Annotated in this window: 12 protein-coding genes and 1 pseudogene; 4 read left to right on the top strand and 9 right to left on the bottom strand. The window is 72.3% G+C overall.

Annotated features, from left to right (window positions below; all coding sequences use genetic code 11):
• Together ABKA17_RS11675 and ABKA17_RS11670 are read left to right on the top strand one after the other, a co-directional pair.
• On the top strand, positions 1-1,008 hold the full coding sequence (locus ABKA17_RS11675) for a carbohydrate ABC transporter permease (RefSeq protein ID WP_353691893.1): 1,008 nt from the start codon (positions 1-3) through the stop codon (positions 1,006-1,008).
• Positions 1,009-1,037: 29 nt separating this feature from the next.
• On the top strand, positions 1,038-1,883 hold the full coding sequence (locus tag ABKA17_RS11670; protein WP_353692324.1) for a carbohydrate ABC transporter permease: 846 nt from the start codon (positions 1,038-1,040) through the stop codon (positions 1,881-1,883).
• Here the strand turns inward: ABKA17_RS11670 and ABKA17_RS11665 are convergent.
• Both ABKA17_RS11665 and ABKA17_RS11660 read right to left on the bottom strand, forming a co-directional pair.
• The gene (locus tag ABKA17_RS11665; protein WP_353691892.1) at positions 1,873-4,104 is read right to left on the bottom strand and encodes a glycoside hydrolase family 3 N-terminal domain-containing protein; all 2,232 of its coding nucleotides are present in this window, start codon (positions 4,102-4,104) and stop codon (positions 1,873-1,875) included. The two genes, ABKA17_RS11670 and ABKA17_RS11665, sit on opposite strands and share 11 nt — an antisense overlap.
• Positions 4,101-5,189, bottom strand: a complete 1,089-nt coding sequence (locus ABKA17_RS11660) for an N-acetylglucosamine kinase (protein WP_353691891.1) — start codon at positions 5,187-5,189, stop codon at positions 4,101-4,103. The genes ABKA17_RS11665 and ABKA17_RS11660 overlap by 4 nt, the downstream gene beginning before the upstream one ends.
• An 8-nt stretch (positions 5,190-5,197) precedes the next feature.
• Here ABKA17_RS11660 and ABKA17_RS11655 point away from each other — a divergent pair.
• Positions 5,198-6,468 (top strand): annotated as a pseudogene (locus ABKA17_RS11655) (glycoside hydrolase 5 family protein).
• Here ABKA17_RS11655 and ABKA17_RS11650 read toward each other — a convergent pair.
• On the bottom strand, positions 6,469-7,944 hold the full coding sequence (locus tag ABKA17_RS11650; RefSeq protein WP_353691890.1) for a glycoside hydrolase family 3 N-terminal domain-containing protein: 1,476 nt from the start codon (positions 7,942-7,944) through the stop codon (positions 6,469-6,471).
• A gap of 135 nt (positions 7,945-8,079) precedes the next feature.
• Positions 8,080-9,324, bottom strand: coding sequence for an MFS transporter (locus ABKA17_RS11645; RefSeq protein ID WP_353691889.1), 1,245 nt, complete (start codon positions 9,322-9,324; stop codon positions 8,080-8,082).
• Between the two features lie 128 nt (positions 9,325-9,452).
• On the opposite strand from ABKA17_RS11645, the gene ABKA17_RS11640 reads away from it, so the two are divergent.
• Positions 9,453-10,067: an RraA family protein gene (locus tag ABKA17_RS11640; protein WP_353691888.1), complete on the top strand. Its 615-nt coding sequence runs from the start codon at positions 9,453-9,455 to the stop codon at positions 10,065-10,067.
• Positions 10,068-10,228: 161 nt separating this feature from the next.
• On the opposite strand, the gene ABKA17_RS11635 is transcribed toward ABKA17_RS11640, so the two are convergent.
• The 5 genes from ABKA17_RS11635 to ABKA17_RS11615 form a co-directional block, all read right to left on the bottom strand.
• Positions 10,229-11,899 carry an esterase/lipase family protein gene (locus tag ABKA17_RS11635; RefSeq protein ID WP_353691887.1) on the bottom strand — a complete coding sequence of 557 codons (1,671 nt, stop codon included), beginning with the start codon at positions 11,897-11,899 and terminating at the stop codon, positions 10,229-10,231.
• A 217-nt stretch (positions 11,900-12,116) separates the two neighbouring features.
• Positions 12,117-12,524 carry a peptide-methionine (R)-S-oxide reductase MsrB gene (msrB, locus tag ABKA17_RS11630; protein ID WP_307024659.1) on the bottom strand — a complete coding sequence of 136 codons (408 nt, stop codon included), beginning with the start codon at positions 12,522-12,524 and terminating at the stop codon, positions 12,117-12,119.
• 24 nt (positions 12,525-12,548) lie between these two features.
• Entirely contained in the window at positions 12,549-13,940 is a 1,392-nt protein-coding gene (gene murC / locus ABKA17_RS11625; protein ID WP_353691886.1) for a UDP-N-acetylmuramate--L-alanine ligase, read from the bottom strand.
• Positions 13,941-14,098: 158 nt separating this feature from the next.
• Positions 14,099-14,572 carry an indole-3-glycerol phosphate synthase gene (locus ABKA17_RS11620; RefSeq protein WP_353691885.1) on the bottom strand — a complete coding sequence of 158 codons (474 nt, stop codon included), beginning with the start codon at positions 14,570-14,572 and terminating at the stop codon, positions 14,099-14,101.
• A 132-nt stretch (positions 14,573-14,704) separates the two neighbouring features.
• Positions 14,705-15,460: a pyrimidine reductase family protein gene (locus tag ABKA17_RS11615; protein ID WP_353692323.1), complete on the bottom strand. Its 756-nt coding sequence runs from the start codon at positions 15,458-15,460 to the stop codon at positions 14,705-14,707.
• Between the last annotated feature and the right edge of the window lie 83 nt (positions 15,461-15,543).

The raw sequence follows: 15,543 nt of genomic DNA, 5'->3' as shown, positions 1-15,543 counted from the left end.
GTGACGGCTCAGATCACCAAGCCGGTGTCCGTGTCCGGCGCGGAGCGCACCGCCGCCGCGCCGGCCGGCAAGCCCTCCCGGCTCCGGGCCCTGCTTCCGGGCCCGGCGGCCGGGGCCAACGGGGCGGCCATGTATCGCCGTTGGTGGCTGCCCTGGCTCTGGACCGCTCCCGCGATCGTCTGCGCGGTGGTGTTCGGGGTGTTCCCGTTCCTCAACACGCTGCTGCTGTCGTTCACGAACGCCAAGCCGCTGGGCGGTGCCGCGAGCTATGTCGGGCTCGACAACTACACGCGGATGCTGGACGACTCGGACTTCTGGCTGGCGACCCGCAACAGCATCCTGTACGCCCTGATCGTCGTACCGCTGATGGTGCTGCTGCCGTTGCTGCTGGCGGTCCTGGTGGAGAAGAACCTCCCCGGCATCGGGTTCTTCCGCTCGGCCTTCTACACGCCGGTGCTGGCCTCCAGCGTCGTCGTCGGCCTGAGCTGGCAGTGGCTGCTCGCGGACGACGGGCTGGTCAACACCTGGCTGGAGAAAGGCCACTTGATCAAGTCGGCCATGCCCTTCCTGTCCGACCCGTGGCTGATCCTGCTGTCCGCGATGGGCCTGACGCTGTGGAAGGGCCTCGGCTGGTACATGGTCTTCTACCTGGCCGCGCTCGGGAACGTGCCGAAGGAACTCCACGAGGCCGCCGCCATGGACGGCGCCGGCGCGGTCCGCCGCTTCTGGCACATCACCGTGCCCGGTGTCCGCCAGGCCATGATGCTCGTCGGCACGCTCACCGGTATCGGCTCGCTGCGGGTGTTCACCGAGATCTACATGCTCGGAAGTTCCACCGGCGGCCCCGGCGGCGCCGACCGCACCCTGCCCTTCTACATCCGGGACGTCGGCCTGGACCCCATCACCGGCAACGCCGGCTACGGCTCGGCCGTCAGTGTTGCCCTGTTCGCGCTGACGCTGGGGCTGACCCTGCTGGCGCAGCGCCTGACGAAGGAGGACGAGTCGTGAGCACGGCTCTGGACAGGCGCCGGCGCCTGATGCCCCGCTGGCGGGACTACGGCCGCCCGCGTGAACTCCTCGTCCGCTACCTGCTGTTGTTCCTCGTGCTCGGTCTCACGGTTGGCCCCCTGCTCTGGCAGCTGCTGGCCTCCCTGAAGGGCACCGGCGAGGACGTCTTCGGCGCCGACGCCACGCTGCTGCCGCACGACCCGACCCTGCGCGCCTACCGGACCGTCTTCGACCAGGTCCCGGTGGCCACATACATCAAGAACAGCCTGATCGTGGTCGCCCTGTCGGTCACCAGCCAGCTGGTGTTCTCCACCACGGCCGGCTACATGCTCTCCAAGCCCGGCTGGAAGGGCCGCAAGGCGGTCTGGGTGGTGCTGGTCGCCTCGATGATGTTCCCCTTCGAGTCGATCATGGTGTCGCTGTTCCTGAGCATCCGCGACCTGGGCCTGGTCGACAGCCTGGCCGGGGTGTGGCTGCCGGGGTTCGTGGGCGCCATCAACGTCCTGCTGATGCGGGGCGCGTTCCTCGCCGTACCGCGCGAGATCGAGGACTCGGCGATGCTCGACGGCGCGAACGAGTGGCAGCGGTTCCGGTACCTGTACCTGCCGTCCGCGTGGGGCGCGATCCTGGTGGTGGTGATCAACACCTTCATCAGCGCCTGGGACGACTTCCTCTGGCCGCTGATCGTGCTGCGCTCGGAGAGCAACATGACGCTGACGCTGGGTCTTTCGCGGCTTCAGAGCTCGTCGTTCGGCTACGACCAGCGGATGGTCATGGCCGGTTCGGTCATCTCCGTGATCCCGGTGCTGGTGCTGTTCGTGATCACCCAGCGGTGGTTCTACAAGGGCGTCTCGGCCGGGGCCGTCAAGCTCTGAGGTCGATCACCAGCGGCACGGCGCGCAGAGCCGCCCGGGCCGACTCCGCGACACGGATCTCGGCGGAGTCGGTCCGGGCTTCCACGAACGCTTCCCCGAGCGGCAGGGCGACCGTACGGCACTCGCCCGGTTCCAGGCTGACGCCCTCGAACGCGCACAGTTCGAGGGTGCGCGGCCAGGAGTCCGTGACCAGGCGCCGCAGATAGACCTGAACGACCGTACGCCCGTACCGGGCACCAGTGTTGGTGACCTCGACGATGACGGTCCGGCCGGTGAGCCGGGGCGTGCCGTACGCGAAACTCGTGTACGACAGTCCGTGGCCGAACGAGTGGAGCGGCTCGGCGCTCTCGTCGACGTAGCCGCCGTACTCGGTGTCTTTGTGGTTGTAGTAGACGGGGAGTTGGGCGGCCGAGCGGGGGACGGAGACGGGAAGCCGGCCCGCGGGTTCCGTGAGTCCGAGCAGCACCTCTGCGATCGCCTCGCCGCCCCACGGGCCCGGGTACCAGGCGGTGAGCAGCGCGCCGCCCGTCTCGGGCACGATGTGCGGGCGCCCCTGGACCAGGACGACCGCGGTGGGCGTCCCCGTCGCGACGACCGCGTCCAGGAGCCGGTACTGGGCGGGGCCAAGGCGCAGGTCGGCCAGGTCGACGCCCTCGCCGCAGGTCATCTCCGAAACGGCCCTGAGCGCGGCCCCGTTGGCGTCGAATTCGGTGTCGGGGGTGCGGGCGCTGCTGCCGCCCAGCACCAGCACGGCCAGGTCGGACGCGGCGGCCGCGGCGACGGCCTCGGGGATGCCGGAGACGTCGTCGCCGGTGAGCGCGCAGCCACGGGCGTGGCGGAGGTCGACGCCGGGCGGGGCGAGGCGGCGGAGCGCGTCCAGGACGCTGCTGCCGGTGCCGGGGAGCTGGGGGGCGGTGTAGTCGCCCAACTGGTGGGCGGTGGTGGCGGATTGGGGGCCGAGGACGGCGATCCGGGAGGCGGTCGCGGCGACCGGCAGCACGCCTTCGTCGTTGTGCAGGAGGGTGACCGAGGCGCGGGCGAGGGCGGTGCTCATCTCCCTGCCGCCGCTCGGGAATTCGGGGGTGGTGGCCTGCCGGTCGAACAGGCCGGGATCGAACAGGCCGAGCCGGAACTTGAGCCGCAGGACGCGGGCGACGGCCGCGTCGAGGACCTTCTCGTCCACCAGCCCCCGTTCGACGGCCTCCTCCAGGTGTGTGAAGCCCTCGTCCCAAAGGCTCAGGTCGACACCGGAGTTGAGGGCGCGGGCGCCGGCGGAGACCTTGTCGCCGGTGATCCGGGCCAGTCGGTCCACGGCCAGCCCGTCCGCCATGACGAGCCCGTCGAACTCCCACTGCTCCCGGAGGAGTTCGGTGAGCAGGGCCCGGTTGCCGGAGCAGGGCATCCCGTCGACCTCGTTGTACGCGGCCATGACGGCGGCGGCGCCCGCGCGGACTCCGGCGCGGGCGGCGGGGAGGTGGATCTCGTGCAGTTCCCGCCGACCGAGTTCGGACTCGGCGGAGTTGCGGCCGCCGACGGTGGCGCCCTGTCCGGCGAAGTGCTTGAGGACGACGGGGGCCTTGTCGGGGGCGAACCGGGCGCCCGTGCCCTGCATGCCCCACACCAGGGCCTCGGTGAGCCGTGCCGCGAGGTAGGGGTCCTCGCCGAAGCACTCCTCGGTACGGCCCCAGCGGGGGTCGCGGGCGATGTCGAGGGCCGAGACCAGGGCGACATGCCCACCGCGGGCCCGCAGTTCGGCGGCGGCGTGGGCGGCGGCCCGCTCGTACAGCTCCGGGTCCCAGGTGGCACCGACAGCCAGGTTGACGGGGAGGACGGTGCCGTCGAGGGCCATGTGCCCGTGCGGCACCTCCTCCACGAACAAGGCCGGGATGCCGAGCCGGCTCCGCTCGACGACATGCCGCTGCACCAGCTCGGCCAGGGCCGCCCCGTCCTCGGCGCCGGGCCCGTCGCCGTGGTCGACGCCGGACCAGGCGTCGGCTCGCTGAAGGCCGTAGAGGGCGCCCAGTCCGGCGAACCGCTCGGTCTCCGCGTACAGGGCGTCGGTGAGTTCGTAGCCGCCGTCGGGGGTGCGGCGGTAGGCGTCCCAGCCGTACATCCGCTGGTTGAGCTGACCGACCTTCTCGCGCAGGGTCATCCGGGTGAGCAGGTCGTGGACGCGGGCGTCGAGGGGGGCGGCGGGATCGCGGTAGAGGGGCTCGTTCATCGTCCGGTACCTCCGTGGGCGAGCCGGGCCAGGGCGACGGCACCTCGGCAGCCGTCGGCGACCCAGTCGAGGGTCAGGCCGAGGGGGTGCAACCGGGTGGTCAGGGGTGCGGTGAGGGGGCCGCCGGGGCCGAGCAGACCGCCGGTGGCGACGAGCGGTTCGCCCGGGCGGGGCTTCAACGCCCGTACGGCATCGACGAGTTGGTCGGCGGCATCGTCCAGGACGGCCATCGCCACGGCGTCCTTCTCCCCGGCCGCCTCGACGACGAGCGGCGCCAGCCGGGCCAGCCGGATCGGAGGGTCGGCCATCACGGCGGGGAGCAGGTGCCTGCGGTAGTCCTCACGGTGGGCGGGGGACCAGCCCGGCCCGGCCTGGATGCCGTACGACGACACGCCGTCATCGGGCGCCTCCGGGTCGCCGGTGCCGTACGAGAGCAAGCCGGTCCGCGGCAGGACCGCCTCCGGCACCCCGAAGGCCCTCCCGACGGATTCCGCGAGCCGGGTCGCCGGTCCTCGCCCGTCCGCCATCCGCAACGCGGCCCGTACCGCGCTGCGGCCGATCCAGAAGCCGCTGCCGTCGTCGCCGAGCAGCCACCCGTCGCCGTCCACCGTGGTGGTGGCACGGCGTCCGGTGATGCGCATCGCGACCGCGCCGGTGCCGGCGACCAGGGCGAGGCCGTCGGCCGGGGCGCCGGGGGCGGCGGCGAAGGCGGCCTCGATGTCGCTGCACACGGCGACCGGCCCGGCCGGGATGCCGAGGCGCTCGAGGGCCGCGGTGAGTCCGGCGCGGGCACGGACGTACCCGGGGTCGTCCGGTGAGGCCCCCGTGGCGCCCGCGAACCCGCCGGCCACGGCGACGACCCGCCCCCGCGCCTCCGCGGGCACCGCCGCGCCGATCGCCTCGGTCAGATGCTCGACGAGCCGCGCCGCCGGGACGGTCAGCGCGTTGCCGGGGCCTCCCGCGCCCTCGCCCAGCGCCGGCCGGCCGTCCGCGGCGGACGCGCACAGCGCACGGGTGCGGGTGCCGCCCGCGTCGAGGCCGACGACCAGGTCGTCTCGCGAATTCTGGTTCAAATCATTGCCCATCACTGACTATGGTGGTTGATACATTCGCGCAGGACAAGAGCCGACGAGTTTTGAACCCGAGGAGGATCCCATCCGTACGCTCCGTTTCGGCGTCAACTACACGCCCCGCCGCGGCTGGTTCCACTCCTGGCAGGACTTCGACGCGGCGCACGCCCGCGAGGATCTGGAGCAGATAGCCGGCCTCGGGCTCGACCACGTCCGCGTCTTCCACCTGTGGCCGCTGCTCCAGCCCAACCGGAACCTGATCCGCCCCGCCGCCGTCGACCAGCTGGCGCACCTCGTCGACCTGGCCGGCGAGGCCGGGCTCGACGTCCTCGTGGACGGAGTGCAGGGCCATCTGTCGAGCTTCGACTTCTACCCGGAGTGGACCCGCAGCTGGCACCACCGCAACGTCTTCACCGACCCGGACGCCGTCGCGGCCCAGGCCGACCTGCTCCGCACCCTCGGCCGCGCGCTGGCGGGCCGCCCCCACCTCATCGGCCTCCAGCTGGGCAACGAGCTCAACAACCTGGTCGAGCACAACCCGGTGACCCCGGCCGAGGTGGACCACTACCTCGACACCCTGCTGGCCGCCGCCCGGGACGGACTCGGCGAGCGCGGCCTGGTCACGCACTCCGCCTACGACGCCGCCTGGTACGGCGACGACCACCCCTTCACCCCCGAGGCCTCGGCCCGCAAGGGCGACCTGACCACCGTCCACCCCTGGGTCTTCTCCGGCGGCTGCGCCCAGCGCTACGGCCCGCGCTCCCCGCAGGTGCGCCATCTCGCCGAGTACGGCACCGAGTTGGCGAAGGCGTACGCCGAGGACCCGGCGCGCGCGGTGTGGGTGCAGGAGACGGGCGCGCCGGAACCGCACATCCCGGCCGCCGACGCCCCGGAGTTCGCCCGCGCGACGGTCCGCAACGCCGCGGACTGCGAGGGACTGTGGGGCGTGACCTGGTGGTGCTCCCACGACGTGGACCGCTCGCTCGCCGACTTCCCCGAACTCGAGTACACCCTGGGCCTGTTCGACGCGGCGGGGCGTCCCAAGCCGATCGCCGAGGCGTTGTCGGAGGCGATCGCGGAGCCGCACTCCCCCCAACCCCGGGACACCGCCCTGGTGTTGGAGTGCACGCCGGGCACCCGGTCCGTGTCGGGCCCGGGCGGGGCGTACTTCGAGGAGTGGATGCGGCTGCGGACGGAAGGCGTGCGCCCGGCGGTGGTACTCGCCGAACGGGCCGAGGACGAGGGGTACTTGGCGGCACGCCGGATCAAGGACGTCGTACGACTGCCCTCCTGATCACACGCCGACGAGCACCTCGGCGACGGCCCGCAGGTTCACCCGCCCGCGCCCGTATGAGCACAGCGCACCGCCCTCCGGCAGCCCGGTGTCGACGCGTACCGCGCCGGGCCGCCGGGCCAGGAGGGCGTCGCGCAGCCGTATCTGCCAGGGGTGGAGTCCGGCGTCGCAGGTGGCGAGGACGAGGGGCCGGTCCCGCGCCAGGATCCCGTCCGCGAGGGCGACCGCGTCCTCGGGTTCACCGGCGACCGCCGTGCCCACGGCCGTGGGGTCGAGGGCGCGGACCTCGGTGAGCAGGTCCTCGCCGCCCCAGTTGAGGGCGGGGTGCGGGTGCGGGAACAGGTCGACGACATGGGCCCCGCGGACCGCGGCCGGTGCCCCCTGGCCGCGTACGGCCCGGCGCGCGGCCTCCAGACCCGCGTCCGCGTCCCACGCGGCGACCGCGCCGGCCGGGGTCGCGTACCGCTCGGCGAGCCGCCGTACCCGCTCCGCCGCCTCCCGTACCCGCTCCTCCGGCAGTACGCCGGACCGCAGCGCGTCGAGCACGGCGTCCCGGCAGCCGAGGGTGACCTCCAGGTCGGGTACGGCGACGATGACCTGGTCGGCGCCGGCCGCGAGGGCGATACGGGCGCCGGCCGCCTCCCCGTACTCGTCGGCGATCGCCTTCATCTCCAGGGCGTCGCTGACCAGCACCCCGTCGAAGCCGAGGTCGTGCCGGAGGAGGTCGCCGAGGATACGGCGGCTGAGCGTGGCGGGGCGGTTGGCGTCCAGGGCCGGGTAGACGACGTGCGCGCTCATCAGCATCGGCACCCCCGCGGCGACGGCGGCGCGGAACGGTTCCAGGTCGGCGCGGAGCGCGTCGGAGGACCGGGGGTCGACGGCGATGCCGTGGTGGCTGTCGGTGACGGTGCCGCCGTGGCCGGGGAAGTGCTTGGCGCAGGAGGCGATGCCCCGGGCCTCGGTGGCGGTGATCCAGGCCCGCAGATGCCTGGCGGCGGCCTGCGGATCGGCGCCGAAGGAGCGGGTGCGCACGATCGGGTTGCTCGGCAGGTGCTGGAGGTCGGCGACGGGGGCGTACGAGACGCTGATGCCGAGCGTCGCCAGGTGCCCGGCGAGCGCGTCGGCGCAGCGTGCGGTGAGGTTGGGGTCGTCGGCGACGCCGAGGGCGTAGGAGCCGGGACTCTCCGGCGCCCCCGCCGCCACCAGGTGCCCGATACCGCCGCCCTCGTTGTCGATGGCCACCAGCAGATCCGGCCGGATCGCCCGCAGCGCGTCTCCGAGCTCCCGTACCTGCTCCGCGTCCCGCACGTTCCGGGTGAAGAGGATGACCCCGCCGAGCCCCCGGTCGACCAGCCGTTTCAGCGTGTCGGGAAAGGTCGTGGTGCCATCGAACCCGGCGACGAGACAGCGGTGCGCCGCCTCGTCCAGGTCGGACGGGAGGACGGGGCGGGCGGTCGGGTGCACTGAAGGGGTCACGTCGGGATTCTTCTGGCTGATTCAGCCAGAAGTCAACATTGCGCCGGATAGTTTGATTCACCACACGTCGCTGTCTCGCCCTGTACCCGCAGGTCGGACCCGTCGCCAGGCCCCCTGCCCGTGTCGCCGGTCCGGTCAGCCCGGGATCCGTTCCTTCCGGGCGGGTGTCGCCGCCGGTGCCTGGTCGCGGCCCGCCTCGCGCATCCGGCCGTAGGCGTAGACGCAGCCGGCCAGGGCGAGGTCGGACAGGAGCATGAAGCCGATCGAGTAGGAGTCCTTGGCGCTGTAGACCGCGCCCATGACCAGCGGCGGGACGAAGCCGCCGAGGCCGCCCACCGCGCCGACGATGCCCGTCACACTGCCGACCTGCGGCTGCGGGGTGACCCGGGCGACCAGGGCGAAGACGGCGCCGCTGGTGGCGCCGAGGGCGGCCGCCATCACCAGGAGGCAGACCGTGGCACCCGGCACCAGGGACGGGTCGAAGGCCTGGACGACACCGAGGACCGCCACCGCGCCGAGCGCCCACGCGGTGACCACGGCCGGGTGGATCCGGTCCGACAGCCACCCGCCGATCGGCCGGAACACCACCGCGACCAGGGCGAACCCGGCGGCCCTGGTACCCGCGTCGGTGGCGTCGAGCTCGTACCAGGTCTTCAGATACGTGGGCAGGTAGACGCCGAACGCGACGATGCCGCCGAACCCGATCGCGTACAGCGCGGACAGCTCCCAGGTCACCCGCAGCCGCCCGGCCTGGCCGAGCCGGGTGGTGAGGGGGGTGGACGGGACGGGGCGGTCCGGGCGGTCGTTGATCAGGAAGTACGCCAGCACCGCGTAGGCGGCGAGTGCGACGGCCAGGACGACGAAGGGGAGGTTCTCGCTGTGCCGGTACATGCGGGGCGTGAAGTAGCCGGACAGGGCGACGCCGCCCATGCCCATGCCGAAGACGCCGAGCGCCGCGCCCCGGTGCCTGGGCGGGAACCACGAATTGACGAGCGGGACGCCGATGGCGAACGTCGTACCGCCGAGGCCGAGCACGAATCCGACGGCGATCAGCGCCAGGTAGGAGTCATGGGCCGGGACCAGCAGCAGCACCGGCACGATGGTCAGGGCGCTGGTCAGCGGGAACATCAGCCGCGCCCCGTAACGGTCGGTGAGCGCGCCGACCGGCACCCGTCCGAGGGAACCGACCAGCACCGGCACGGCGACCAGCACGGACTGCGCGAACGACGTCATGTGCAGCTTCTCGTCGAACTCCGCGGCCAGCGGGGCGATGAGATTCCACGCCCAGAAGGTCAGCGTGAACCCGACGGTGGCCACCACGAGGTTGCGCCAGGCGGCGCCGGAAGGACGCTCGTCGCCGGCCGTCGACACGTCGCTCATGCGTACTCCCAGACTCCGTGATCCCCCGTCCATGACGGCACGGGTCGGGACGCCGGGCAACTTTTCAGGCGGGGTCTTTACCCCGTCCGATCTTGAGAACGGCACCGGAGTCCGGGTCGAATGGAGCGATGGACACCGCATTCGAGGACGTTCCCCCCACCACCCTCGCCGACCTGCTGGGCCGCGCCCAGGTCATGGACATCGGCATCCGCCCGCTGTGGGACGCGCCGCGCGTCGCGGGCCCCGCCTGCACGGTGCGCTGCGAACCCGGCGACAACCTGATGCTGCACGCGGCGATCCACCGCGCCGAACCGGGCTCGGTCGTCGTGGTCGAGTCCGGTGACCTGGACTACGCGCTGGCGGGCGGCAACGTGTGTGCCGTGGCTCAGCGCCGGGGCATCGCCGCCTTCGTCGTCGACGGGCTCATCCGCGACCTCGGCGAGGTCCGCGAGGCCGGCTTCCCGGTCTTCGCCCGCGGCGTCATCCCGATCCCCGGCACCAAGCGGAAACTCGGCACCCTCGGCGAACCGGTCCGCGTGGGCGGCGTCCTGATCCACCCCGGCGACATCGTGGTCGCCGACGAGGAGGGCGTCGTCGTCACCCCGGCCGCCCGCCGCGAGGAGATCCTCACGGCGGCACGGGCGAGGCTCGCCAAGGAGGCGGAGGAGTCCCTGGACACCTGGGAGGCCAACCATCGGGCACGCATCGACGGGGCGCTGCGCGAACTGGGGCACACCGACTGACGTCGCGCCGGGGTGGCGAAGCGGGCCGTTCGTTCAGGGCCGACAGCCGGACGCCCATCTCGTCGGCGCGGACTCGCGCCCGGTGCCGCCACGTGTCGGCCCGTGGCCCCTCGGCCGCAGCCCCCCTTGCCCCCTAGCCCCCTAGCCCCGGCGGAGCGGAGTCACGACGCGTCTCCCGCTGCCGACGCCACCCGAACCTCCTCCGTGAACGTCACGGCCAGGGTGGCCTCGAAGCCGGTGCCTCTGATGGGGAACCGCCACTCGTCGTCCTTGCCCGGCCCTTCGGCGCGCTCGACGCCCGAGGAGCCGTCGCGGGTGGCCTCCTCCAACTCCTGCCGGGTGTCGCCGAGATGGCCCTCCCCCGTGTGCAGATACAGCGCGGGAGCGGCGCCGTCGTCCGGGAGCAGCTGGAGGTAGTACTGCTTGCGGAAGACGACGTTGTCCGAGAACCCGACGCCGAACGAGTCCCGTTCACCGAGGTACACGTCGAGACGGAACACCAGTCCCGACGCCGGGTTCTGGGTCGCGGGCCGTACGGTGCGGTCCACCCAGCCCTCCCAGATCAGCCGGCCGGGGCCGGCCCAGCCGGTCGTCCGGTCGCCCTCGGCCGCCAGCGGCTTGTCCAACTCGTCGGCCAGCGCGGGAGGTCCGTCGGTGAGACGGTCCGAGTGGAAGGGCCCGTAACAGTTCTCCGCTTCGGGGCTCTGGTGGAAGAGGTCGAAGTCGACTCCCCGCGGCTTCACCGAGACGCCGAGGAAGAACTCGCTGCGGCCGAAGAAGTCCTTGCCGCGCCGCACTTCGGCGTCTTCGAGGCACAGTCGCACATGGTGGGTGCCGTGGAAGAACCGCATCGCGATCTCGAACGCCTCGCGCGAGGTGACGAGGGAGTCCGGGCCGCCGTGGCACTTGTGCACGAACGTCCTTGGCGCGCCCGGTAGTTGGGCCGCGGCCTGTTTCACCAGTCCGTCGCTGCGGTTGTAGGCCAGGCCGCCCTCGTCGGTCAGACTCACGAGCCGGTTGGCCAGCGAGGCGACCGCCACACCGAAGCCGCGGTAGTCCGTCCCCACGACCGTCAGGACCCGCCGGACGGGGAACCATTCGCCCCACCGCGTGAACTCCGTGCTCTTCGGGTCGAACGCCGCGAGTTCGTCCGCGGTCGAGCCGAGCCCCGGCAGGAGTTCCACGAGTCCGCGGGGCAGCACCTGGAAGGCGATGCCCCGGTGCGGGGTCCCCAGCGTCACGATCCGGTGCACCAGCTCCCTGGGGCCCGGCACCCCGTCCGCCGCCCTCGCCGCGTCGCTCATCTGCCGCAGCGCCGCACGGACGACGAGCCCTCCCATGCTGTGCGCCACGATGTCGACACCCGAGAACGGCTGCGCCCCGTCCGAGCCGTTCCGGGCGGCGGCGGCACGGTGGATGATGTCGATCAGGCGCACCAGGCCCGCCCCGTACCCGTCGATCGTCCGCGGTTCGAGGTCGTAGTAGCGGTAGATCCACAGCGTCCCGCCCACCCCGCCGGCCAGCACCCGGTCCGCGGTGCCCGGATCGAGGACCACGTTCCCGGACAGCAGATCGGCGTCCCAGTCCCACACGCCCGGCGGTACGGGCTGCGGCCGGGCGTAGTACCCGACGACGTTCGTGGCGTCCCGGTAGGGGTGCTCGGCGTACTTCAACGCCCGCAGCACGAACCCCTCGTAGATGAAGTTCTCCCCGCGCCGGCCGGGATACACGGTCCCCTCGTTGAAGCCCTGGTAGGCGTTGCGCCGAACGCCTCCGAGCTCCGGTCCGCCGAACCCCCGCACCAGAATCAGTGGCCGTACGTAAGCGGTCATCACGCCCTCCCCCGTCCGCGGACGTGGGCCCATCCGCAGTCCCGCCCTACCAGAGCCCGGCGCCCGTGAACACACCGGCATCCGGCAACTACGGCGGAACCTGGGCCCGTTCAGGGGAGCATGCGCAGAGACCGTGCGCATGGCGACGTACCCCCGGCATCCGGCCCGAGGGCGACCGGCGGAGGCATCCGCCCCGGCCGGCCCCCGCCGTACGCGGTCAGCCCTCGTCCGGCGTCAACCGCAGCGAGATGCTGTTGATGCAGTACCGCTGGTCGGTCGGGGTCGCGTAGCCCTCACCCTCGAAGACATGCCCGAGATGCGACCCGCACCGAGCACACCGCACCTCGGTCCGCACCATCCCGTGCGACCGGTCCGAGACCAGCTCCACGGCGTCGGTGTCCTTGGGGTCGTAGAAGGACGGCCAGCCGCAGTGGGACTCGAACTTCGTGGTGGAGGTGAAGAGTTCGGCGCCGCAGGCGCGGCAGGAGTAGACGCCCGTGGTCTTGGTGTCGGTGTACTCACCGGTGAAGGCGGGCTCGGTGGCGGCCTGGCGCAGCACGGCGTACTCGGCCGGGTTCAGCTCCGCACGCCACTGCTCGTCCGGCTTCTCGACGTCGTACGACATGTTGCTCAGCCCCTATCCACTGCTCTACTGCGCGAGACGGTCCAGGATGCGCGGTCCGAGGTCGGTGACATCGCCCGCGCCCATGGTGAGAACGAGATCGCCCGGCTTCGCCATTCCCGCGACCACCGCCGGGACGTCCGCCTTGTCGTGCACCGGTGTCACGTCCGCGCCCGCCACCCGGGCCGCCTCGATGATCAGCTCGCTCGTGACGCCGGGGATCGGGTCCTCGCGGGCCGGGTAGATGTCCAGGACCAGCGAGGCGTCGGCCAGGGCCAGCGACTGGCCCATCTCCTTGCCCAGCTCCTGGGTGCGGGAGAAGAGGTGGGGCTGGAAGACCACCAGGATGCGCGCGTCGCCGGCGGCCGCGCGCATCGCCTCGAGGTCGGCCGTCATCTCGGTCGGGTGGTGGGCGTAGGAGTCGATGACCTGGACCCCGGCCACCTCGCCCTTAAGCTGGAGGCGCCGCTTCACGCCCGTGTACGCCGCCAGGGCGGGGGCGAGGTCCTCGGCCGGTACGCCCAGCGCGACGCCCGCCGCGAGGGCGGCGACCGCGTTGTGGGCGTAGTGGCGGCCGGGGACGGAGACCGTGAAGGTGTGCGTAACGCCGTCCAGCTCGACCGTGACCTCGCTCTTCAGGCCCTGGGCCACGACCGAGAGCACCCGTACGTCGGCGTCCTGCGCCTCTCCGTACGTCACCGTCCGCACCGAACCGGCGACCCGGCGGGTCAGCTCCCGCGCGCCCTCGTGGTCGGAGGAGATCACCAGGGTGCCGCCGGGGACGATCTTCGAGGTGAACGTCTCGAAGGACTCGTAGATCTCGTCCATGGACGCGTAGTTCGCGTGGTGGTCGAGCTCGACGTTGAGGACGATCGCGACCTCGGGCGCGTACTTGTGGAAGCTGCGGTCCGATTCGTCCGCCTCGGCGACGAAGATCTCGCCGTCGCCGTGCAGCGCGTTGGAGCCGGGGGCGTCCAGGTCGCCGCCGATGGCGTACGACGGCTTCAGGGCCAGCTCGGACAGGGAGACCGCCAGCATCGACGTGGTGGTCGTCTTGCCGTGGGTGCCCGCGACCGCGATCGGACGCAGGCCCTCCATCAGGGCCGCGAGGGCGTCGGAGCGGTGCACCACCGGGATGCCCAGCTCGGCCGCGCGGGCCAGCTCCGGGTTGTCCCGGCGGATCGCGGACGACACGACGACACAGCTCGCGTCGTCCGCGAGGTGCTCCGCCGCGTGCCCGATGTGCACGGTGGCACCCAGCGCGCGCAGCGCCTCGGCGGTCGCCGACTCCTTGGCGTCACTGCCCGCCACCTTCGCCCCGCGCTGCGCGAGGATCTTCGCGATACCCGACATCCCGGCGCCGCCGATGCCGATGAAGTGCGGTCGGTCCATGGCGGTGGGAAGGGTGCCGGGTGCCACGTGATGTCTCCCTGTGCATACAGATACGGCGGACGTTCAGCGCCCCAGCCTATTCGTTGCGATGACGGAGCAGGACCGAGGGACGCCGGGCCCTGCACCAACCCAGGGGCGCGGGGAACTGCGCGACCAGCCCCCACCGGCCCGCACCCGGAGAACGACTAGACCTTGCTGTGCGAGAACAATTTCAGCACCGGCACCCCCACCTTGTGCCGGGCCCGCGAGGCCCAGTCCCGGTGGAAGAACTCCTCCACGTAGTGCGGATCGGTCAGCACGATCACCTCGTCCGCGCCGACCTCCTCCACCAGCCCCTTCAGCGAGTCCAGCGGGTGATCCTCGATCAACCGGCCCTCCGCCGCGTTGCCGGAGCCCCGCAGCGCCTGCAGGGACACCTCCAGCGCCCGCTCCCCGAAGGGCCTCGCGGCGTCGCCCTCGGGCACCTCCCGCTCCTTCGCCGCCTCGTCCAGTTCGCCCAGCGCGACGTCGTCGATGGCCCGCAGCAGGCGGTCCGCCTGGTCGCCGCGCGGCTGGAGCAGCACATGGAAGGAGACCTGCTCGTCGCCGTGCAAGGTCGTGACGAACTCCACGTCGGCGGACGTCAGGGCCTTCTCGATCATCAGTACGCTTGTGAACACCGCGCGCCCCTTCTGCGGAAACCATCCTGCCCCGTGATCTCACGGGGCTCCGAGATTCAGTGTGCCCGTCGGAAGCTAAACGGAACGGTTTATTCCGCCGATTTCGGGACGGGCGGTACCACTGAACGAATTTCAAGTGCGCTGGTAGCGGCCGAAGAGAAACCCCTCCTCCTCCAGCAGGGACACCAGTGCGAACCGTTGCGGAACCGCTACGGACGGGCCCCCTGCGATGCGTTGCGCGGTCCCCACGGTGAGCATCGGGGCGACGGTGAGACAGAGCTCGTCGAGCACCCCGGCGGCCACGAACTGACCGAGCAGCCGCGGACCGCCCTCGGTCAGCAGCCGGGTGAACCCGAGCTCCGCGAGGGCCCGTACGGCGCGGGCGGGCTCCACGCCCATGCCGTCACCGGCGATCACCACTCGGGCGCCCGCCTTCTCCGCCGCGGCGACCCGGTCGGGGGCCGCCGCCGCGCCGGTCAGGATCAGGGTGGGGACGAGCGGGGAGGTGAACAGCGGCAGGGTGAAGTCCAGCTCCAGGCCGGCGCTGACCACCGCGATCGCCGGTGCGGGCCCCTGCCCGGCCGCCTCCCTGCGCTCGGCGAACTCCGCACGCGCGCGTGCCGGCCGGTAACCCTCCTGCCGTACCGTTTCGGCGCCTACGACGACGACGTCCGCGAGCCCGCGCAACGTGCCGAAGATCCGCATGTCGGCCGCGGTGGAGATGGGCTGGGACTTCCCGTCGTGCTGGGCGGCCCCGTCGAGCGTGGACACCATGTTGCCCCGCAGCCAGGGCACCCGCGCCCCACCGTCGGCGGGCTCGGGATAGGCGTACGCCGCGGCCAGCTCGTCGAGGCTCCACTCACGGTCGACGAGGTCCGCACCGGGCAGACCCCCCGCACCGAACCCGACGGACGGGGAAGGACCCACACCGCCCCCCTCACCGACAGCACCCGATCCGGCCACTCCAGGTA

The sequence above is a fragment of the Streptomyces sp. RG80 genome (genome assembly GCF_040446465.1).
In the GTDB taxonomy this organism is placed as follows: domain Bacteria; phylum Actinomycetota; class Actinomycetes; order Streptomycetales; family Streptomycetaceae; genus Streptomyces.
This window is presented reverse-complemented; position numbering and strand designations above follow the sequence as displayed.

Excerpts from the sequence above, each read along its gene's own strand:
- ABKA17_RS11670 (WP_353692324.1), top strand. The coding sequence starts at position 1,038 with ATGCCCCGCTGGCGGGACTACGGCCGCCCGCGTGAACTCCTCGTCCGC.
- ABKA17_RS11665 (WP_353691892.1), bottom strand. The coding sequence starts at position 4,104 with ATGAACGAGCCCCTCTACCGCGATCCCGCCGCCCCCCTCGACGCCCGC.
- ABKA17_RS11660 (WP_353691891.1), bottom strand. The coding sequence starts at position 5,189 with ATGGGCAATGATTTGAACCAGAATTCGCGAGACGACCTGGTCGTCGGC.
- ABKA17_RS11645 (WP_353691889.1), bottom strand. The coding sequence starts at position 9,324 with ATGAGCGACGTGTCGACGGCCGGCGACGAGCGTCCTTCCGGCGCCGCC.
- ABKA17_RS11640 (WP_353691888.1), top strand. The coding sequence starts at position 9,453 with ATGGACACCGCATTCGAGGACGTTCCCCCCACCACCCTCGCCGACCTG.
- ABKA17_RS11635 (WP_353691887.1), bottom strand. The coding sequence starts at position 11,899 with ATGACCGCTTACGTACGGCCACTGATTCTGGTGCGGGGGTTCGGCGGA.
- msrB (WP_307024659.1), bottom strand. The coding sequence starts at position 12,524 with ATGTCGTACGACGTCGAGAAGCCGGACGAGCAGTGGCGTGCGGAGCTG.